At 37.9% G+C, this 21,643-nt stretch carries 17 protein-coding genes; 16 read left to right on the forward strand and 1 reads right to left on the reverse strand.

Annotation, left to right across the window (positions count from 1 at the left end):
- Positions 1–75: 75 nt before the first annotated feature.
- From GD597_RS05525 to GD597_RS05575, 11 genes are all read left to right on the forward strand, one after another.
- A complete protein-coding gene (locus GD597_RS05525; RefSeq protein WP_171606816.1) occupies positions 76–831 on the forward strand; it encodes a hypothetical protein in 756 nt (251 codons plus the stop codon).
- A gap of 3 nt (positions 832–834) precedes the next feature.
- A complete protein-coding gene (locus GD597_RS05530; protein ID WP_171606817.1) occupies positions 835–2,271 on the forward strand; it encodes a polysaccharide biosynthesis protein in 1,437 nt (478 codons plus the stop codon).
- A gap of 1 nt (position 2,272) precedes the next feature.
- On the forward strand, positions 2,273–3,142 hold the full coding sequence (locus GD597_RS05535; protein ID WP_171606818.1) for a 6-hydroxymethylpterin diphosphokinase MptE-like protein: 870 nt from the start codon (positions 2,273–2,275) through the stop codon (positions 3,140–3,142).
- Between the two features lie 34 nt (positions 3,143–3,176).
- The gene (locus GD597_RS05540) at positions 3,177–4,094 is read left to right on the forward strand and encodes a glycosyltransferase (protein ID WP_171606819.1); all 918 of its coding nucleotides are present in this window, start codon (positions 3,177–3,179) and stop codon (positions 4,092–4,094) included.
- Positions 4,095–4,105: 11 nt separating this feature from the next.
- A complete protein-coding gene (locus tag GD597_RS05545) occupies positions 4,106–5,356 on the forward strand; it encodes an O-antigen ligase family protein (RefSeq protein ID WP_171606820.1) in 1,251 nt (416 codons plus the stop codon).
- 16 nt (positions 5,357–5,372) lie between these two features.
- Complete coding sequence (locus GD597_RS05550; protein ID WP_171606821.1) at positions 5,373–6,380, forward strand: glycosyltransferase; 1,008 nt, start codon at positions 5,373–5,375, stop codon at positions 6,378–6,380.
- A gap of 216 nt (positions 6,381–6,596) precedes the next feature.
- Complete coding sequence (locus tag GD597_RS05555; protein WP_171606822.1) at positions 6,597–7,490, forward strand: glycosyltransferase family 2 protein; 894 nt, start codon at positions 6,597–6,599, stop codon at positions 7,488–7,490.
- Between the two features lie 11 nt (positions 7,491–7,501).
- Entirely contained in the window at positions 7,502–8,275 is a 774-nt protein-coding gene (locus GD597_RS05560) for a class I SAM-dependent methyltransferase (RefSeq protein ID WP_171606823.1), read from the forward strand.
- On the forward strand, positions 8,268–9,374 hold the full coding sequence (locus GD597_RS05565; protein WP_171606824.1) for a glycosyltransferase family 4 protein: 1,107 nt from the start codon (positions 8,268–8,270) through the stop codon (positions 9,372–9,374). The genes GD597_RS05560 and GD597_RS05565 overlap by 8 nt, the downstream gene beginning before the upstream one ends.
- A gap of 21 nt (positions 9,375–9,395) precedes the next feature.
- Complete coding sequence (locus GD597_RS05570) at positions 9,396–10,388, forward strand: NAD-dependent epimerase/dehydratase family protein (protein ID WP_171606825.1); 993 nt, start codon at positions 9,396–9,398, stop codon at positions 10,386–10,388.
- A gap of 208 nt (positions 10,389–10,596) precedes the next feature.
- Positions 10,597–11,367 carry a WecB/TagA/CpsF family glycosyltransferase gene (locus tag GD597_RS05575; RefSeq protein WP_171606826.1) on the forward strand — a complete coding sequence of 257 codons (771 nt, stop codon included), beginning with the start codon at positions 10,597–10,599 and terminating at the stop codon, positions 11,365–11,367.
- Here GD597_RS05575 and GD597_RS05580 read toward each other — a convergent pair.
- Positions 11,364–12,536: a glycoside hydrolase family 53 protein gene (locus GD597_RS05580; protein WP_171606827.1), complete on the reverse strand. Its 1,173-nt coding sequence runs from the start codon at positions 12,534–12,536 to the stop codon at positions 11,364–11,366. The two genes, GD597_RS05575 and GD597_RS05580, sit on opposite strands and share 4 nt — an antisense overlap.
- A gap of 252 nt (positions 12,537–12,788) precedes the next feature.
- Here GD597_RS05580 and GD597_RS05585 point away from each other — a divergent pair, with 252 nt between their 5' ends.
- The 5 genes from GD597_RS05585 to GD597_RS05605 all read left to right on the forward strand — a co-directional run bounded on the left by GD597_RS05585 (position 12,789) and on the right by GD597_RS05605 (position 21,601).
- Positions 12,789–14,132, forward strand: coding sequence for an undecaprenyl-phosphate glucose phosphotransferase (locus tag GD597_RS05585; protein WP_171606828.1), 1,344 nt, complete (start codon positions 12,789–12,791; stop codon positions 14,130–14,132).
- 230 nt (positions 14,133–14,362) lie between these two features.
- Complete coding sequence (locus tag GD597_RS05590; RefSeq protein ID WP_171606829.1) at positions 14,363–15,943, forward strand: hypothetical protein; 1,581 nt, start codon at positions 14,363–14,365, stop codon at positions 15,941–15,943.
- Positions 15,944–16,203: 260 nt separating this feature from the next.
- Positions 16,204–17,808 carry a hypothetical protein gene (locus tag GD597_RS05595; protein ID WP_171606830.1) on the forward strand — a complete coding sequence of 535 codons (1,605 nt, stop codon included), beginning with the start codon at positions 16,204–16,206 and terminating at the stop codon, positions 17,806–17,808.
- A 182-nt stretch (positions 17,809–17,990) separates the two neighbouring features.
- Positions 17,991–19,280: a nucleotide sugar dehydrogenase gene (locus GD597_RS05600; protein WP_171606831.1), complete on the forward strand. Its 1,290-nt coding sequence runs from the start codon at positions 17,991–17,993 to the stop codon at positions 19,278–19,280.
- Positions 19,281–19,597: 317 nt separating this feature from the next.
- Positions 19,598–21,601, forward strand: coding sequence for a polysaccharide biosynthesis protein (locus GD597_RS05605; RefSeq protein ID WP_171606832.1), 2,004 nt, complete (start codon positions 19,598–19,600; stop codon positions 21,599–21,601).
- The last annotated feature ends 42 nt before the right edge of the window (positions 21,602–21,643 follow it).

Here is a 21,643-nt window from a genome sequence, read left to right on the forward strand (position 1 = left end):
CACTTGTACTGCATCGCAAGAAGCAGCTTTTTGTGAACCATTCAGTATCAGGCAAAAATCAAACCTGGTAACAACATGAAAAAAACAAAGGCCTTAAATTTTTTATTTACCCTTTACCAGTTTGCATGCAATATCCTGCATTTTACAAAACCACGCATATATGTATATACAGATTCCAGGGGTTACGATGTAAATAGCAAATATGGTAAAACACCCTGGGGGTCATACATTCATCGGTTATTAAAAAACTATCGGGTAGATTATTGTATTTGTCCGGAGAAATACACCACCATTGTTGATTTTATAGCGCAGGCAAAAACATTAGATCTGCATAAGTATAAAGCAGTTATCCTGCATTGCGGGGTAGTAGATTTTTCACCAAGGCCATTAAGTAATATAGCACTCGTAAAAGAAAGTAAAGCCGGTAAGGCAATATTTGATCAATTGTTTCAAAGCAATGCATCCTATTATGCAAACCCATATCCATTAGAATATATGGGTGAGCCAACTATCAATCTGTATAGTTCGGATTATCTGCAAAAGTCAGTGCTTCCTTTTTTAACAGGTATACCACAACTAATATGGATTAATTCAAATCATTTTGTAAAAGGCTGGGAAGGGAATTATGAAAAGGGCAGGCCGGGAAATATAGATGCATTGGTTAGTGAATTTGATTACACCATGAAAGCTTCCTTACAAAATATAATTGACATAAAGGGATGGAATGATGCCAGTATCCAAAAATGTACTATTGATAATATCCATTTTACAACTGAAGGTTTTCAAGCTATTTCCCAACTCATTCACTATAAACTAAAGGCGCAACTATAGCAAATGTTTAAAAAGCTGTTTAGAAGGGTTTGGGATTCGCCTACCATTTTAACGGGGGGAAATATGATAAGCAGCACCATTAGGTTGCTAATCTTAACCCCATTAATCCTGGTAAGATATAATATCGATGAAATTGCATTTTGGTATTTGTTATTAACCATTAACTCTTTTGCTACTGTGATAGATTTTGGGTTTTATCCAACATTCTCAAGAGTAGTTTCCTACGTGTTTCATGGCATGGAGTCTTTCGATCATAAAACAGGCAGCCATGATGCCGGCAACGGAAAGCCAAACTGGGAATTGATGAAACGCATTTATGGCACCATTAATTCAACCTATTTGGCCATCAGCTTTTTGGTAATAGTTCTTATTGTATTGTTCTCTTACAATTCAATGAGCAATGTAATTATTAAGACGCATGAACAAACAGAATTGTGGACAGCCTATTATATCTATGTAATAAGTGTATTCATCAGTTTTTTTTCACGCAAGTTTGATACAGTGATTATTGGCACTAATAACCTAGTTTTAATAACCAGATGGGATATTGTCAATAATTTTTTAAATGCACTGGTGTCAGTGTTTATTGTATATTTTCATTATAGCCTTACAGTACTAGCCGCATCCCAATTTTTTTTCAGCTTGTTATTGGTGGCCAGGGCTTATTATCTGGAGCGTATTATATGCGATAAAAAATTCAGGGAATTTAAATTTTTTACCTTTAGTAAGGATGTTTTTTTATGGTGTTGGTCACCAGCATGGAGGTCGGGTATTTTAATACTTTGTTCTACAGGTATTAATCAGGCAACGGGACTTATTTATTCCAATGTAGCAAATTCTGTTAACCTGGCTGCTTATTTATTATCCTTAAAATTGGTTACCACAATAGCTCAGTTTTCTCAGGCTCCCTTCTATTCTAAATTACCTTTGCTTTCAGGTTTGCGGGTGAAAAATGATATTGAGGATTTAAGACAGGTAAGTGCCTCCAGTATGCAAAAGGCATTATTGGTATTTGTAATTGGCATGGGTGGTTTAATATTATTCGGGCAATGGGGTATGCAACTGATAGGTTCTAAGGCATCCTTAATTGATTACAGAATTTTGATGGTAATGGCAATAGTTTGGTTTCTTGAAAGGCATCATGCGATGCATGCCCAGATTTATGTAACAACAAATAAAATTCCTTTTTATAAATCTGCGATAGTTACCGGTGTTATTAATATCAGTTTGTTAGTAATATTACTTCCTGTCATCGATGTTTGGGCATTTCCGGTTGCACAGGGAATTTCAAATTTGGCTATAAACAATTGGTGGAATGTGTCCGTATCCATCAAGTCACTTCAAACAAACTTTAAGCAATTTTTCCTTAAAAGTGCTTTTGTACCTGTTTGTATAATTTTATTTATTTTCTTAATTAAATTCTTGATTCAGGCAATCTAATATGAAAAAGTTTCTAAAAACAATTATCAACCCCATTTTCTTTCTATTTGTAGACCGGTATTCATATTCTCCCAATATCAATCCCTATAAAAATTTCATTAAGCTTTGTTTATATACTTCTAAATATAAATTGGCCTCATTAGGAATATTTTTATCAAAGAATGAGAAAATATTGGCGGGATTAAAAGATAAACATCGTGGAGAAAGGTGCTTTTTAATAGGAAATGGTCCTTCATTAAACTTACTGGATCTTACTAAACTTAAAAGCGAATACACCTTTGGTGTAAATGCCATTTATCTCAATTATGAGAAAATGCAGTTTCATCCTACTTACTATGTAGTTGAAGATTACCTGGTGGCTGAGGATAGATGCAAAGAAATAAATGCGTATAAAGCACCAGTGCATAAATTTTATGGTACTTATCTGGATTATGTGCTTCAAAAGGATGAGAAATCTATCTTCTTAAATGTATTAATGAATTATAGCGAACCTTTTGAACCATTTTTTTCACAAAACCCTGTAAGAAGCCTTGGCGTAGGAGGCAGTGTAACATTTATTTGTTTGCAATTGGCATTTTATATGGGTTTTAAAGAAGTGTATATGATTGGATTTGATCATAATTATAAAGTTCCGGAAGCAGATATAGACGATAAAAAAGTTATTCTTTCAAAAGAAGACGATGTAAATCATTTTGCACCGGGATATTTTGGAAAAGGATATAGATGGCATGATCCAAGGGTAGATAGAATGACGCAGGGCTTTTCCGCTGCCCGTCTGGCATTTGAAAAGGATGGCAGGGCTGTTTACAATGCAACCGCAGGGGGGCATTTGGAAACCTTTGAAAGGGTGAAATATGAAACTTTGTTTTAAGAAATATTTTTAATAAGCATAAATCTACCAGATTTTGATCAGTGTATGTATTTGTACATATAACCCCAATGAAAAATATTTAAACAGGGTTATAAATAGTATTCTTAGCCAGGATCTAGAGAAGCATAGCTGGGAGTTTTTTATAGTCGACAACAACAGCGCTCATCCGGTGAGTAATATTGATATAGTATTACAAAACAATATTAAGGTAGTAGTAGAGAAAACACCCGGATTAACTGCAGCAAGGAAATGCGCTAATAACATTGCCAATGGAGATATTATAGTGTTTGTAGATGATGATAATATATTAAATCCGGACTATCTCAGTAAGGTAGAATATTCCTTTGAAGATAAAAGCATTGGCATACTAAGCGGGGCAATATTACCTGAATATGAGCAGGCACCAGAGGAGTGGTTTTACACTTATGAAGAAATGATTGCCATAAGAAGGCTTACAGGTTCAAGTGTGTTATTAAATGATAAACATGTATATAATGGCAGATTTCCCATTGGTGCAGGGATGGCGGTAAGAAAAATGATTTTAAATGAATATTTCTGCAATCATTTAACTGCAGCCAACTATATTGAGGGGCGTAAAGGAAATGAATTGTCTTCCGGCGAAGATATTGACCTTGATTTTTTTGCCATCAGTATCCAATATAAGATTGGTATTTACCCCTTATTGAAAATGAAGCATATTATACCGGCATCCCGTGTATCAATAGAATATATCAAACGACTTACCATTTCCTCGCTAAACAGCTCGTATTTGATTAATCAAAAATGGAAAGTTCATTTTGGTGAAAATGTAATTGATTGCTTTGATCTTGATAAACCGGCAATTTTGATAAGATTAATCTGGAATATGGTGTTAGGGAGTATTAGCAGGAAAAAATATCTCCGGTTTGTTTTTTTAAAATCATTGTATAAATATCAAAAGGCTTTAGGGTAGTTAGTAATATTATGGATAATTTTTCTGCTTCCGTTACACCAAAAAGAGGAGTGCTGTTCAATTTGTTACCAGCCTTTTATTTTCTGGTATTATTGTTTTTTATACGGTCCTCAGTACAAGACAATAATACTACATTGCTTTTATTGGCCGAAGGCGGATTGGCAGCGCTTTGTTATCTTTTCTTTTACAATAGTTTTTTTAAAAAATACTTCTATAAAATAAATGTATACCTGCTAATATTTTATGCAACATATTATCTCATTTTTGGCTATAATTTCGGGCTCTCCTTTTTTCAAACACTTACCTATTTTGCCATAATATTTTCAAATATTATTATTGCAACTGTAGTAAGTTCTAAAAACAATTTTCTTACAATAAAGCATTTTATAGCAAGCCTGCTTTTTCTTACCTTTTTTGTGGTTTTTATTCCAACCTATCTTTCAGTACAAAGTTTGGAGTTGGGCGCCTTTTATAATTTTACCGATAAGAGCCTGCTTACCGTAACGACCATGGATTCCCCTCTTATTGCTGCTTTGTTATTATTATTATCGGGGTATGATATTTTCTTTAATAAAAAATTTACACTGCTTAATTTTTTATCAGCTGCCTTTGCCTTGTATATATTAATGCTGTTTAGCCGAAGAGGTTTTATATTAAGCAGTATACTATCCTTCTCTTTTTATTTCCTGTACATAAAAGTTAAGAAGAACTGGCTGGTATATGCACTATTGCTTTTCCTGTTTTTGCCCCTTTTCTGGGATACTCTATCTACTTATCTTGTTCTAATTGCCGATAATTCTATCTTCTCAAAACTAATTTTAAGAAACGATACCGAAACCCTTCTTAGTGCTACAGGCAGGGCATCTGCATGGGCAAATATTCTGGAAGTATTTCTCCAGTTCAAATCGAAATTGATGCTAGGCTTTCATGGCAGAATACCAGCTGAATTTTTCCCCTCCACGGATGAAAATGGCAGATACGAACATGCGCATAATACTTTTCTGCAATTGTTTTTGGAGGGCGGGTATTTTATGAATATTATATTCCTGTTAATGCTCATATTTTCTTTGCGCAATTATTTAAAGGCTAGAAAAGTAAATAGCAACTACCACAACTTTTATTTTATCCTCCTCATATTTATGTTAAACATATCAGCCACCGAAACATTGATAAGGTATGTACAGTTTACAAATTTTATTTTCTGTTTTGTACTGGTGGCGTTTAATGTGTCTAATTATCAGGTAATTAAAAGCAAAACATAATCGCTTCTTTTTATCCATGCCCCGCACTTTTATAGTATATTATAGTTTTAAAAATACTGCCGGCAATCATGCCGGTATGGCTTATCTGGCAAAGGTTTTAAAAGATTCGGGCAATCAAATACATCTTTTAGCCAACTTGCCGCAGGAATATAAGGGTGGCCGTTATTTTTCAAGGATACATGCTTTTTTCCTTAGTTTGTACCTGGTGCTTATTCTCAGGAAAAATGATAAAGTATTTTTTTTTGAATACCTCACCAAAGAGGTTGGCCATCAGGAAAAAATAGCCGGCACACTTCGCTTTTTTGGCAAACAAAATCAATTGTTCGGATTGGTACATCTTTCAGGTGCGCACCTGCTGGAATTATATCATTCCAAATCAACTATTCAAAAGGCATTAGGGCCATTGAATAAAATAATGGTGCTAGGCAGCAGTTTACAATCTTTTCTTACAAGTCTACCTTTACAACAGCAGGTAGTTTCCACGTTTCATTATGTAGACACTACATTTTATCACCCCATAAACAATAGTGTACCTCAGCAAAACCTGCAGGTATTAAGTGTGGGTAGCCTTAAAAGAAACTTTGCTTTATTGCAACAATTGGTAAAAGAATGTCCGCAAATTACTTTTCATATTTGTATGGGTAAAGCAAACCTGCAACATTTGTTTGCTGGCATGCCCAATGTGCAACTATATCCCTACCTGCCCGAAAAAGATATGCTTGCTTTAATGCAACAATGCCATACTGCCATTTCAGTTATGGAAGATACCGTGGGCAGCAATGTAATAACTTCTGCTATGGCAGCAGGTTTAGTACAGGTGGTATCTGATGTGGGTTCTATTCGGGATTATTGCACAACGGAGACGGCTTTTCTTTGTTCACAGCCGGCCGATTTTATACAGGCCCTGCAAACCTTATATCAAAATCCTTTACTGCTAAATAAAATGCAGCTGGCTAACCGGCAGGCTGCGCTGCAGTTTAGTAAAGAAAATTTTATACAGGTGTTCAATGCATTTATTGAATAGCTTTTCTTTTTTGAGCCCAGCAATTTTTTTACATGGCATCCAGGTTGCGTCGCACTCTTGTACGTTCTGTTCTTTGCGCATCAAACTGTAATATTTGCTGCGGTATTTGTTGCAGTACAAGTGTGCGACGCAAGGATGTTGACATATGCATCAACAGCCGGGTTCATAGATGTTAGAATTATACAGCCAATGGCTAAATTTTTATACTACTGATACATGACAAGTCCTTTAGTCTCGGTTTTAATGTGTGTATACAATGGGGCAAACCTGCTGCCATTTACTATTGAAAGTATACTGGAGCAAACATTTACCCGTTTTGAATGCATTATTGTGAATGATGGTTCTACAGATGATTCATTATCCATCATAGAAAAATATGCTGCCATTGATGATAGAATAAAACTGATAAATAAACCCAATTCGGGGTTGATTAATAGCCTGAATGTTGGCCTGCAGGCCTGCACCTGTGATATTGTAATAAGGCATGATGCAGAAGATATTTCGCACAAAAACAGGTTTGAAATTTTGTACAACGAAATGCTGCAACGGCCGGATGTGGCTTGTGTGGCCACGCTTTCTTTTTTTATTAATACATCTTTGCAGGTAATAGGTTTTTCTCCGCTGCAGCCCGGACTTGATTTAAATGAAGCGCTGGATAAAAATCAAACAAAAATCTGGCACCCCAATGTGGTGTATCGCAAAAAGGATGTGTTAAGTGTAGGTGGTTATCCCAATGTGCCCCATGCAGAAGATCATGCACTTTGGAAACTAATGCGGCAAAAAGGGTTAACATTTTTTATGTTGCGCAAGCCCATATACGCATACCTGAAAGAACCTACGGGCGTAAGTTATAACAATATGTTTACCCAGGTAAAAGCAGTAGTTGATGCCGGCAATATTACCACCACCGATGATACCATTGCAGCTATTGTTACCCGTAATAGAATTAGAAACCAATATTTGTATGGCTTTCCAAAAGAAATAGATAACCAGCCATTGTTTTGGGTAATGTATTTCAAATTGCTGGCTGTTTACCAGCGCTTGCTTATTTTTAAATACCGTTCCTATTTAAAAGGGTTTACTGCATTAAAGCAAAAGCAGAAAGCCTAAATTATATTGCTATGAGTAATGATATTGTAGAAATAAACAGGGCTTATTACAATAAATCGTATTCGGCCAAAACTGTTTTATTTGGATTAATTCATTCCTGGATTTCTTTTGACCAGCAATCAAAATCCAGAAAAAATTTTGAGGAAATACAGCCTTTAATAGAAGCCTGTACACATAAGCCGGTGTATTATCTGGACTATGGTTTTGGCCATGGTTCCCTGTTATTAAAAATGCCAGCAGGTGTGGCTATTTATGGTTGCGATATTGCAGATGAAGCAGTGCGTAACCTGAATAATATTGCCGGTGTGTTAAAAAGAAATATAAAAGTTACTACTGTAGAAAATTTTGATGCATTTGTAAATGGAGTTTCTTTTAATATTATTTCCTGCTCACATGTTCTAGAGCATGTAGAAGATGATGCTGCTTTGGTTGGTATTTTTAAAAAGCATTTACATAAGGATGGAAAACTGGTGATTAACTTACCTGTAAATGAAGTTTGGAACGATCCCAAACATGCCCGAAAATATACTCCGCAATCTGCCACAGACTTATTGGGCAGTCACGGGTTTGTTGTAGAGAAAATGTTGCAGTGCGACAGATTAACAGCATTTTTTTTGCACCACGAACAGGTGAAACCAGTGGCAAAACCTTTTAAAATAATGTTGCGGGCAATCAGGCTATTTTTTGCAGTTATGCCTGGCTTTTTTTCTACAATGGCGGATAAATGGCTGCCGGCAAAATATGAATTTCAGCAGTTAATACTTGTAGCCCGTTTACATGAATAAAATATTGGTGGTTGGACAAACCCCGCCACCTATTGGGGGGCAGGCGGTGATGATTGAGGAAATTATTAATGCTCCGTATACCAATGCTCGCATATATCATGTGCGTATGGCTTTTTCTAAAGGCATGGATGATATGGGGCGGATACAGGTAGCCAAGATTTTTCACCTGTTTTCTGTTATACTGCATATTTGGTATTATAGAATAGTAAAGGGTGTAAACATACTTTATTACCCTCCTTCCGGTCCGGATAAGGTACCTGTTTACAGAGATATCATTATACTGGTTGCTACCCGGTGGATGTTTTCTAAAACCATTTTTCACTTTCATGCCGGTGGGCTTTCTGAATTTTGGCCCCGCCTTGGCCGTATGGCTCAATTTCTTTTTAAGCTGGCCTTTTTTTACCCGGATGCCACCATCTCTCTATCTACACTGGTGCCGCCGGATGCAGCATTTATAAAATCCCGCAAACAATATATTATTCCTTATGGCATAGCAGATGAGTATACAACCGCTTATGATAAATTGAACAATAAGTTGCCCTTACGGATATTATTTATGGGCGTAATGCGTGAAACCAAGGGCGAGTTTATTTTGCTGGAAGCCTGCCGCCAACTGGCAGCAAAAGGGATAGAATTTGCAGTAGATTTTGCAGGCAGCTTTCATAACAAAGCCATAGAACAACAGTTTTATGATTTTGTTGAAACACACCAATTACAAAAAAATGTGTTTTACCGGGGTGTAGTAAGTGGAGAAGATAAAAGGCAATTATTTGCCAGTGCAGATATTTTTTGCTTTCCCAGTTATTTTGAATCAGAAACCTTTGGATTGGTGGTTGTGGAAGCCATGCAGTTTTGCCTGCCGGTGGTAAGCACTAACTGGCGCGGCATTCCAGGTAATGTAGCTAATGGAGTAAACGGTTTTTTGGTAAATATAAAAGATGCCCAAGCCGTAGCCGAAAAATTGGAATTGCTTTTATTGGATAATGCTTTAAGGGCAAAAATGGGTGCTAACAGCAGGGCAATATACCTGGAGAAATTTACAACAGATAGATTTTTGCAATTAATGGATACTTGTTTTTCAGCACCGTATAATCGTTAAACGCTTTTTTAATTTTACAGGATGAATGAGAAAATATTAATTACCGGTGGTAATGGTTTTATAGGCACTAATCTGGTAGAGGCATTCAGGCAGGCTAAGGCATCTGCCGAATACACCGTTATAATTGTTGATATTGCCGCTCCCAAAATACCATTACTGCCAAATGAGATTTGGAGTAATACAGATATTATGGATTTGGCTGCTTTAAACAAAGTGTTCGCCACTTATATGCCTGATGTAGTAATACACCTGGCAGCATTAACCGATTGCGATCCTAAACTGGTAATGGCCGATTATATAGTTAATACCCAGGGCTCAACCCATATTTTTAATATGGTTCAACAATACCAGGTATCGTTTTTAATGCATACCTCTACTCAATTTGTACATCAGGGTGAAGGGCTTCCGGTATCTGATACAGATTATGCGCCGCATACGGTGTATGGCGAATCAAAAATTGTTTCTGAAAATATATTGCGCTCTGCAGCATATACCTTTAACTGGGTTATTATCAGACCTACCAATATTTGGGGCCCCTGGCATTTACGCTACCCGCATGAGTTTTGGAAAGTACTTCGCGATGGAAAATATTTTCACCCCGGTACCAAGAAAGTTACACGGTCTTATGGCTTTGTAAGTAATATCTGTTTTCAAATGATTGCCCTGGTGCAAAAGCGAAATGAACCAGCCGTAAGCCGGCAGGTATTTTATGTGGGCGATGCACCATTGTTATTGTTTGATTGGGCAAATAAATTTTCATTGGCTATTACTGGTAAAAAAGCCAGGGTGGTGCCATCTGCCATGGTGTATATGCTGGCTTTGTTTGGCTCGGGTTTGCAAAAAATTGGGGTGGGTTTTCCTATTACTTTGTCAAGGTATAAAAGTATGGCATCAGATAACCCTGCGCCAATGCAAAAAACATTTGATGTACTGGGCCCATCAACATATTCTTTGGATGAAGGTGTACAAATAACGGCGAAATGGCTTACCGGTTTTTGGGAAAAAAATGCATAGTTATTTACCCGGCTATATAACAAGGTGCGACTTTACTTGCGTCGCACACTTGTACGGCAGAATACCCATGAGCTAATAACAAAGTGCCTGGTTAAGTGCAGAAAGTACAAGGGTGCGACGCAAGCGGTGCACAATAGAAGTGCTATAGTCTGGCTCAGAAAAACAGATAATATTATTTGGCATGTAACAACCATAATAGTTACACGTAATGATGAAGAAACAACTGATAAGTTTACAAATAAGTATTGCCAGCTTTAAACAGGTGATAGATGAAATTATAATTCTGGCTACAAAAAAGCAATCAGCGTATGTATGTATTGCCAATGTACATATGTTGGTAGAAGCCCATAACGATGCGGCCTTTGCGGATATTGTAAACAGTGCAGATATGGTTACACCGGATGGTATGCCATTGGCAAAATCTATTAAATGGTTATATGGTATTAAGCAAGATAGGGTAGCAGGTATGGATGTGTTACCCGCCGTGATAGAAGAAGCCATTAGTAAAAATCTACCTGTTTTTTTCTATGGCGGGTCATCGCAAATGCTGGAACGTACAAAAGCATATATTGATACAATATACCCGCAATTGCAGGTGGGTGGCATGATATCGCCTCCGTTTAGGCCATTAACTACCGAAGAAACTGAACAGGATATTGCTGCCATTAATCAGTCAGGTGCACAAATAGTATTTGTAGTATTGGGCTGTCCCAAGCAGGAAAAATGGATGCATTCCATGCGTGGGCGCATACATGCGGTAATGCTGGGAATTGGAGGGGCATTACCCGTTATGGTGGGTATGCAAAAAAGAGCACCGGTATGGGTACAAAAAAGCAGCCTGGAATGGTTATATCGTTTGTGCCAAGAGCCGAGGCGTTTGTTTAAACGTTATGCCACCACAAATACGGTTTTTATGTGGCTGCTTGGCAAAGCACTATTACAAAAAATGTTTACAAGAAAAAGCACCGGCACGCATTAGTTGGCATACTGGTTAAACGCCTTTAAAGCCGGCAGGGCTTTATGATCAAAATCAAAAAGGGTAAGGTTTACCCATGGCGATTGATAAGGTGCTTTTTTATCTCCCTTATAAGCTACCCAATCGGGCGCCCAATAACAAAAACCTATTCCCCTGTGATTGGGTATTGCCTTTAGCCTTTTTCTAAGTTCAAGCAAATAGTTTTTTTGTCCTTCGGGTGTAGCGTCCATATTTTTTACCAACTTGGCGTTTTCACCTAGCGATAGCTTTGCCTGGCTGTTAGATGCAAGGGTAAAAGGATACACCGTTTCGGTAATAAGCACATTTTTTTTGTATTTCTGCGTAAGGGAACTAAGTGTTTTTTGCAGCTGATCCATATCGTTGGTTGGCGCAAATGGGTAAAAGGAAATGCCCATTATATTATAGTTAACCTTATAGGTACTCATTCGCTTAAAAAACCTGTCTGCACCTTTTAAATTGGCATACTGTATTAATATTTTAATCCGATTTTTTTTATCGGCATCTTTAACGGCTTTAATGCCTGTTTTTAGTAACGTGGTAAAATAAGGCCAGTTATTTTCTGAGGAATCGCTTACATTGCCAGCCCCCCATAATATGCCCCCATTTACTTCATTCCCAATTTGTACAATATCGGGCACAACGCCATTAGCTATAAACAGGGCGATGGTATGGTAAGTATATTTGTACAGGCTATCCTGCATATCTTTTTTGTTTAGTTGAGCCCATGCTTTGGGGATGGGTTGTTTCATAATATCTGCCCAGTTATCGGCATAATGAAAATCAAGAAGTATCGACATGCCTGCTGCTTTTACCCTTTTGGCATAAGCAAGTACTTCCTGTACACTGCTGTTTTTGCCATTAGGCGTATGCCAAAGTCTTAGCCTTACCAAATTACAGCCATTGCTTTTAAAAATATCCAGGGTAGACATAGGTTTATCGCCATCGTAGAAAACTTGTTGTTCATCTTCCAGCATGGGGGAGAAGGATAAATCAGCGCCACGATAAAAACTAGGTGGCACAGTGTCTGTAGTAAATGGCTTGGCAGCTGCATTGTTCATGTAAAAAGCTAAAATGCAGATAGCTATTGCCTGTAGTAAAATGATGCCGTTATTTTTTTTAATAAAGCTGTAGGGCAATTGTGCACTATTCATGGGTTAATATATTAAACGATTATGTGGTGTTTTTTAATTAAAGATAAACATTGGCATTTACCATGCCATTCTTTTATGAAATGGTTAACCATTAAAAACTAACACAAATAGAATTGACTGAAACTGTATTAGTTGGATTTTTTGCAATAAATTTACAATTATTAACTTTGTTAATACAGCAGAAACTTACCAAACACCATGGGTTCAGGTCCGTCATATTTTTTTAGGGTTCTTTTGTTATCAACAGACTTTTTGTTGTTCAACCTCTCTTATTTTGCTGGCGGCTTAATTGCTTTTGATGCCGGGTTTCCTGTTTTTCACTATTTAACTGCCGCCAATATTCTAATTTTTAATGTTAGCTGGTTAATATGTGCCTCCTTATTCAGGTTATACCGCCCATCTCATTCCAACCCATTGGAAGAAATATATAGAAGCACCATTAAAGCCTTATTGCTGCACTTTATAGTTATTACCGCAGTTATATTATTCTATTTCCCTTATCAAAGTTCGCTTAAAACCATTTTGCTCGAGTATGGCATATTAGGCTTTGCATTTACCATTAGCCGATTAATGCTCACCTATATGATAGATTTCATTAGTACAACTATCAATTTTAAAAAGAAAATTGCCATAGTAGGCTATAACGAAAGAGCAAAAGAATTGGCACATTATTTCAGGGAGCATAAAAGCTTTTACTCCTTTGAGGGCTTTTTTGATGAGGGTACCAACTTTACCGTAAACGATGAAGGGGATATTGTAAGTCCTATAAAAAATATGATTCCTTTTGCGGTTCAAAACAATGTAAGAGAAATTTATTCCACCATTTTGCCCGATGATTTGTGGGCAAGTAATAAGCATATTATTGAAAAGGCTTCAAGTCATTTTGTTCGGGTAAAATTTGTTCCACAGCCGGGTAAAAAGCTTACTGCCACATTGCACCATACTGGCTATATAAAAAATATGCCTGTATTAAGCCTAAGGGCCGAGCCTTTGCAACACTATCGCAACAGGGTTAAAAAGCGCATATTTGATATAGTTATCAGCAGCGTAGTGGTGATTTGTATTTTATCCTGGTTAACCCCCTTATTAGGTATTATTATAAAATTTCAATCAAAAGGGCCGGTATTTTTCAAGCAATTAAGGTCTGGTAAAGACAATGTATCTTTTTGGTGCTATAAGTTTAGAAGCATGTATGAAAATAAACATGCAGATCAAATACAGGCTTCCAAAAATGATGATCGGGTTACACCAATAGGGCGTTTTATTCGCCGAACCAGCATCGATGAATTTCCCCAATTCTTCAATGTGTTATTGGGTAACATGAGCCTTGTTGGCCCCCGCCCCCATATGCTGCAACATACCCGTGAATATAGCGCCATAATTGATGAATATATGATACGCCATTTCTCAAAACCCGGTATTACCGGCTGGGCGCAGGTAAATGGTTGCCGCGGAGAAACAGAAACAAAAGAACTAATGGTAGCAAGGGTTGAGTACGACTTGTGGTATATGGAAAACTGGAGCCTTATGCTGGATTTACGCATTGTATTTAGAACCATCATCAACCTGCTTAAACGGGATGAGAATGCTTTTTAGCTTTTCTTTTTTCCTCAATTGGTGATTTATTATTAGCCCGGCAATCAATATAAATTAAGCTGCTCTTGCGTCGCACTCTTGTACGTGTAGTTCAATGGGCAGCTGTAAAGAAGGTGCAAATTGTTTTTTCACCTGTTATTTTTGATAAGCGCCTATCACTAAACGATCCATAATAACTTGCACCGTATTTATACCTTAATTTGCATGGGCAAAATCTGCATTAATTATCTATGATCACAAAAAAACCTGTACAATTTTATCGCCATTATACTCTTCTACTATTGCTGGTTTTTTTTACATTGGTACTTAACAGCCAGGCACAAGAAGTAAACACCACCCTTCAAATCAGCAATGCTTTTAACGAAGCTGAAGTAGTATACGGAGATTCAACCATACCACACACTATTTGGAAACCCGTTATATATAGTGATAGCAGTGTTCAGTTAAATAAAAATATAAGTTGGTTTAAGCGTAAGTTTTTTAATGAACATTTACTGGATATAAAGCAACCCGCCTACCAAATAAAAGCCGATGTAATATTTGATATGTACATTGGTAAAAGCAAACGTTATGTAGAAACCCCCACCATGAACACAAGGGGGTACGAAGTAAGCGGTACTGTAGGCCATAATTTTTATTTCGAAACCGCTTTTTATGAAAATCAGGGCCGCTTTGGTGGCTATATAGATAGCTTTATCCGCAAAAATAAAGTGGTGCCCGGCCAGGGTGGTTTTAGAAACTTTGGCGATGGCAAAGGCTTCGACTTTAGTTATACCACCTCACGCCTCATTTATACACCCGGCAAACACCTGGCTTTTGATTTGGGCTACGGCAAGCACTTTATAGGCGATGGTTACCGTTCATTAATATTGGGCGATGCGGGTTTTAGTTATCCCTATTTTAAAACCACATTCACTGCAGGTAAACTGCAATACAATGCCATGTGGTCAGAATATATTTGCGACCGCAACTCCAATTACAATAACAAGCAGGGCTTTTTTAGAAAATGGTCACAAACCTTTGTGCTCGATTGGAAAGCTACTTCCAAATTGTCGCTTGGTATTTTCGAAACAGTGATATGGCCCAACCAGGATTCTTCCCGCAACATCGATATTACACCCTGGCTGGCAAGCCCAATTATGTTTGTGCACGGCGCAACTGCCCCTTCGGGTTTGCATAATAATATAATGGCAGGCGGTACCATCAGTTATCAGCTTAGCAGGCAAACAAAATTGTATGGGCAATTGGTGCTAGATCATATGGGTGCCAAGGGCAGTTGGGAACGCCGTTATGGGTTTCAGGCCGGTATACGCAGTAATAATATTTTTAAATTGCCTCATTTAAATGGACTGCTTGAGTATAATCAGGCTAGTCCTTATATGTATGCCACCACCAGTTTATTTATTAACTACGCACACGATAACCAGCCGCTGGCACACCCGCTGGGGGCTAATTTCCGGGAAGTATTTGGTTTGTTGCAGTACAGTTATAAGCAATGGCAGTTCAGGCTTAGTGGTTTTGTGGCAAAGTATGGGGCCGACTCATCTAAAACCGCCAACTTTGGGCACGATGTGTTTAAACCATTGCAAACACATAGCACCACCAGCAATGTTAGTATCGGCGATGGGTTGGCCGCACATATTTTGTATGCCGAAGCCAGATTAGCGTATTTATTAAACCCGGCTACCAATATGCGGCTGGAAACAGGGTTTACTTTTAGAAACGAAAAGAGTAATGCTTTCAATTATCAGGATCGTATTTTTTATATTGGTATTCGCATGTCATTTCATAAAATAAGTTATGAGTATTAGTGGCAAATAATATCGTTGCATTTGGAATATATTTTTTGGGGCCAGGCAAAAAATATATATGAATCGTTCCTTGCGTCGCACACTTGTACGGCAGTATGTATAGCAGCTTTAAACAGCCAATACATACAGTAGGGAAATAATCATATTTTTTGTTGATAGAGGAACAGAACGCACAAGAGTGCGACGCAAGAGCAGTTGCCAAAAGATGTTAAGCCGGGCTCAAAACATTTTTAATAACAAATTGAACCTTGTATAAATAAATGAAGCAAAAAATTTGGTTGATATGGTTATTGACAGCATTTGTTTGTAAGGCCAATGCACAGCAAATTCCGCTGGATATGTTGGTGCAAAGCAGGCTGAATGAACTGGAAATGCGTGCCGATACCAATCTTTTTTCGGGTTTTAGAAGTATTAACTGGCTGGAAGTAAAACCCTACCTGCAACACCTTAAAACAGATATCACAGATAGTGTTTTTGACATTAGCCATACAACAGGTAATAGCTGGCTGCGCCAGATTACAAATAATAACTGGTTGCAATTAAATGGTTCCAAAACTAAATTATCTGTAGACCCCTACGTATTAGCGAATGCCGGTATAGAAAATGATTATAATAAACCTTTGTACAAAATGGCTGTGGGTATCCGCGTACAAGGTATTTATGAGGATAAGCTTTCGTATAATATTTCTTATGCCTACAACAGTATGCGTTTGCCGTTATATGTTAACAATAATATTGCGGGTAATGGTTTATATATTCCAGGTATGGGTAAGGCAACACCTGGTGCAAATGGCATATACTCGGTAGGCCGGTTTAATGGAAATCTAACCTATCTGGCCGGCAAACATGTGGTACTATCTTCCGGTTATGGCAAAAACTTTATTGGCGATGGCTATAGAAGTTTATTGTTAAGTGATAATGCCAGCGATAACCCCTATATACGGCTGCAGGCAAGGCTTTGGAAAGTTACCTATAATGTATTATATAACCGTTACCAAAACCCACGCTTTCAAATTGATGGTGCTACACAGGGCAAATACAGTGTAATGCATTATCTGGGAATTAATATAAGTAAGCGTCTTCAAATTGGTATGTTTGATAATGTAATTTGGTATGCCAAAGATACCAATGTGCATCGTGGAGTGGATTTTCAGTATCTGAACCCATTGATTTTTTTACGTCCGCTGGAGTTTGAAATTGGTTCACCGGATAATGCTTTTTTAGGACTTACATTTAAATACAGGCTTTTGCAGAATAGTTACTGCTATGCCCAACTAGGGTTAGATGATATAAATATTGCCGAGTCGTTTAAAAACAATACCCAACACCTCAACAATAAATATGGTATTCAGCTGGGAATGTTTAACAGTAATTTTTTACAGGTAAAAAATTTAAGTTATCGCCTTGAATGGAATGCAGTAAGGCCTTATATGTATGATTACCGCTCAAATAAAATTGGCCTCAACTATACCCATAATAATCAATCACTGGCAAATCCGTTTAATGCCAATTTTCATGAATTTATTTCGATGCTGCAATACCACAATAACCGTTGGTATGGGTATTTGCAAAACCTGTTAACCATCAGGGGCGAAAACCCCGGCTTGCTGTATAATAATGGGGAAGACCTTTGGGGAGGGGAGGACAATGTACCATTGCTGGGTAGCAAAACCTTGCAGGGTAACAGACATACTTATTTTTTTAATCAGCTATCCGTAGGTTATTTACTTAACCCACGTAACAGGCTTTGTCTGCAGGCAGATATGGTGTACCGCAAACATACAGCTCCGGGAATCGCTACTAAAGATGCATTTATTAATATTGGCATAACTACCCGGTTGTTTAATTATAATAATGATTTCTAATCAAATCTATATTGGCATTTAATGCTACCAGCCAATTCATTTGTCTTGTTGTGCCTCCCGTTAAAAATGGTTTTGTAATCCTTAATCAATGTAGGCAAGGCAACTGGTAAGTAAACTTGTAGTATATTCATATATCGTATCTTCATACTTGAAAAAACCAGCTGCAGGTCAGCTATCCAATTATGACTACCAATATCAAAATTGCCATTATCGGCCTGGGTTATGTGGGCTTGCCACTGGCCATTGCATTTGCAAAAAAATATCCTGTACTTGGGTTTGATATCAACAAAAAAAGGGTGCAGGAATTAGAAAGCGGCCATGATGCAACACTGGAAGCAGATATAGAAGAACTTAGTTCCATTATAAAAAAGCCAGCTGATCAATACATTGGCTTATCCTTCTCTCATGAGGTAGATGCACTGGCAGATTGCACCGTATTTATTGTAACAGTACCAACACCGGTAAATAAATTTAAGGCCCCCGATCTGGAACCGCTCTTGCATGCCAGTGCCATGATTGGTAAAGTGCTTAAAAAAGGCGATTTGGTAATATATGAATCAACCGTTTACCCGGGATGCACCGAAGAAGACTGTGTGCCTGTGTTGGAGAAAACATCAGGACTGGTATTTAATGCCGATTTTTTTGCGGGGTATTCGCCGGAACGTATTAACCCAGGCGACAAAATTAATAAGCTTACTACCATTAAAAAAGTTACCTCAGGTTCAACACCTGCTATTGCAGTAAGGGTAAACGAATTATATGCTTCCATTATAACGGCAGGTACACATTTGGCTTCTAGTATAAAAGTAGCCGAAGCTTCCAAAGCCATTGAAAATGCCCAAAGAGATGTAAATATTTCATTTGTAAATGAATTGGCCCTCATCTTTGACCGTATGGGAATAGACACCCAGGATGTTCTGGATGCCGCTGCCACCAAGTGGAATTTCTTAAAATATAAGCCTGGTTTAGTGGGTGGCCATTGTATAGGTGTAGATCCCTATTATCTTACCCATAAATCTATATTGTTGGGCTACCACCCCGAGGTAATTCTTTCGGGCCGTAAAGTGAACGATAATATGGGCATGTTTGTGGCCAATAAGGTAGTAAAACTGATGATTGGCAAAGACATTTTAATAAAAGGAGCCAGGGCACTGATTTTGGGAATTACTTTTAAAGAAAACTGCCCTGATGTACGTAACACCCGTGTGGTGGATATTTATAGTGAATTGTTGCAGTTTGGCCTAGCGGTTGATGTGTACGATCCATGGGTAGATCCTGCTATCGTATCATCACAATATGGTATTGAGGTTTTACCTGCAATGGATGAACTTGTAGTTTACGATGCAATTATTCTTGCAGTGGCACATACAGAATTCCTGACCATTGATTTTAAAAAGCACCTAAGTCCAAAATCGGTGGTTTATGACACCAAATCATGTCTCGACCGTTCATTAGTTGATGCCAGGCTATAGCCCTAATAATAGGGGTTTATGCCAGTGTAAAAGCCTAAAGCAATAAAATCCAGGTAATTTTATCCTATCGTCAAAAATAAAAATCAGGCCCCTTCGTTTATGCTAAACAATGGAGAAAATAGTTTTGCATGGTTTTTGGTTGTTAATGTTGTAAAGCAATAAAAACACCAAAAGCCGCAAGGATTTTTTTTTAAAATGACATTAAATAATCTTTATATTCGTTTTAATGTTGTAACTTTCAGCCTTAAATATTTAGTATTGTGTACAAATGAAATCCAACACATTACTAATTACCATAACCCTAATATCCTAATCGAATGAGCTGGTCTACCATCCTAAAACTTGGTTATACCCCACGGTGGGTAGTAGTACTAATGGATTTTTTCCTTAGTATGTTTTCCATTATTCTTTCTTTTTTATTGTATTACAAACTAAAAACAGACGCGTTATCTTCTGCACAGTTTACACGGGGTGTTGCTATAACACTGGCATTTTACACCATTAGTTTTTTTCTTATCAAATCCTATAAGGAAATTATTCGCCATGCCACTTACCAAAGCGTATTTAAAATTTTTCTGGTAGCATTATTGGCTAATGGGTCCTTGTTGGCTGTAAATCTGCTTTTTGGCAAGCAAATGAAACTGCATACATTACCTAATGTGGTAATTATCATTAACTTTTTTATCTCCTTTTTTATGATGGGTGGCAGCAGGGTGTTTATAAAAAACCTGTTTAAAACTGCCATGAAAATCAATACAGATCCTGTTGTTATTTATGGCTCAGGCAATATTGGCCAGGCAGCTATGCGCCTTTTATTGCCCAATACCCAGTCTAAATGGAAAGTAGTAGCATTAATAGATGACAGGCCAAACATTAAAGGTAAGCGGGTAGCTGGTATTCCCATTGTTGCCACCAGCCAGATTGAAAAAGTGATTTCAAAATACGGAGTAAAGAATGCCATTATTGCCGTAGATGATATAAGTATAGAACGCCGCAACGAAGTAGCTGCTCTTTTTATCGGTCATGGTTTGCAGGTTTCGGTAATGCCTTCCATGCGGCACCAGCCGGATGGCGAATTAACCTTACGCCGCTTAAAGAAAATAAATATTGAAGATCTGCTGGAAAGGGAGCCTATTAAAATAAATAACGTACAAATAAGTGCTTCTCTTAAAGGTAAAAGAGTACTTATTACCGGTGCCGCAGGCTCTATTGGCAGCGAAATTGTACGCCAGGTTGCTTCTTTCCACCCTGAAATTATTGTGCTGTGCGATGTGGCAGAATCACCCCTGCATAGCATTGGACTGGAGTTGGAAGAGAAATTTAAGGGCCTTAACTATAAACTATTTATTTCCAGTATTACCGATGCGAAAAGGATGAAGAACCTGTTTAGGGATTATACGCCCGATGTGGTTTTTCATGCCGCTGCCTATAAGCATGTGCCCATGATGGAAGATCATCCGCATGAAGCCATATTGAACAATGTGCTGGGTACTAAAATGATGGCCGACCTATCAGTACAGCATGGCGTAGAGCGTTTTGTGATGGTTTCAACTGATAAGGCGGTTAACCCCACCAATGTTATGGGTGCATCCAAACGTCTGGCCGAAATGTATATTCAGGGTTTGTATGAGCAATCTATTCAGCCAGCCAATCTGCAGGCTTCCCGGTTTAAGAAAACCCTGTTTATTACCACCCGTTTTGGTAATGTGCTGGCTTCTAATGGCAGCGTAATACCACATTTTAAAGCCCAGCTGGAAAGAGGTGGTCCATTAACTGTAACACATCCAGATATTACCCGCTTTTTTATGACCATTCATGAAGCCTGCCAACTGGTATTGGAAGCTGCTGTAATGGGCAAGGGTGGCGAAATATTTGTATTCGATATGGGTAAATCTATCCGCATTGCCGATTTGGCCCGCAATATGATTACCCTTGCCGGTTTAAAGCCCGATGTAGATGTAAAAATTACTTATACCGGATTGCGCCCAGGCGAAAAATTATACGAAGAAGTGTTAAGCGAAGATGAAACCAATCTGCCTACTTATCACCCAAAAATAATGCTTGCCCGTGTGCAAAGCACCGATTACGAAATCATCAATGAAGCTATTACCGACCTGGTAACAATTGCCCGCAAAGGCAACGAGTGGGAGTGCGTTAAAGCTATGAAAGATATTTTGCCCGAGTTTATCAGCAATAATTCTAAGTTCGAAGATCTGGATCAGTTGCAAATACAACCTATTAGCCCCGATTCTAATACCGCCCGTTTGGTAAGGTTGGTAAACAGCAATAATATTCCTGGAGATTTAAAACAAAGCATGTAGCACTATAACTAAAACTGGTATGTCCCCATCTTTGGTAACAGA

The organism is Limnovirga soli (genome assembly GCF_013106755.1).
In the GTDB taxonomy this organism is placed as follows: Bacteria; Bacteroidota; Bacteroidia; order Chitinophagales; family Chitinophagaceae; genus Limnovirga; species Limnovirga soli.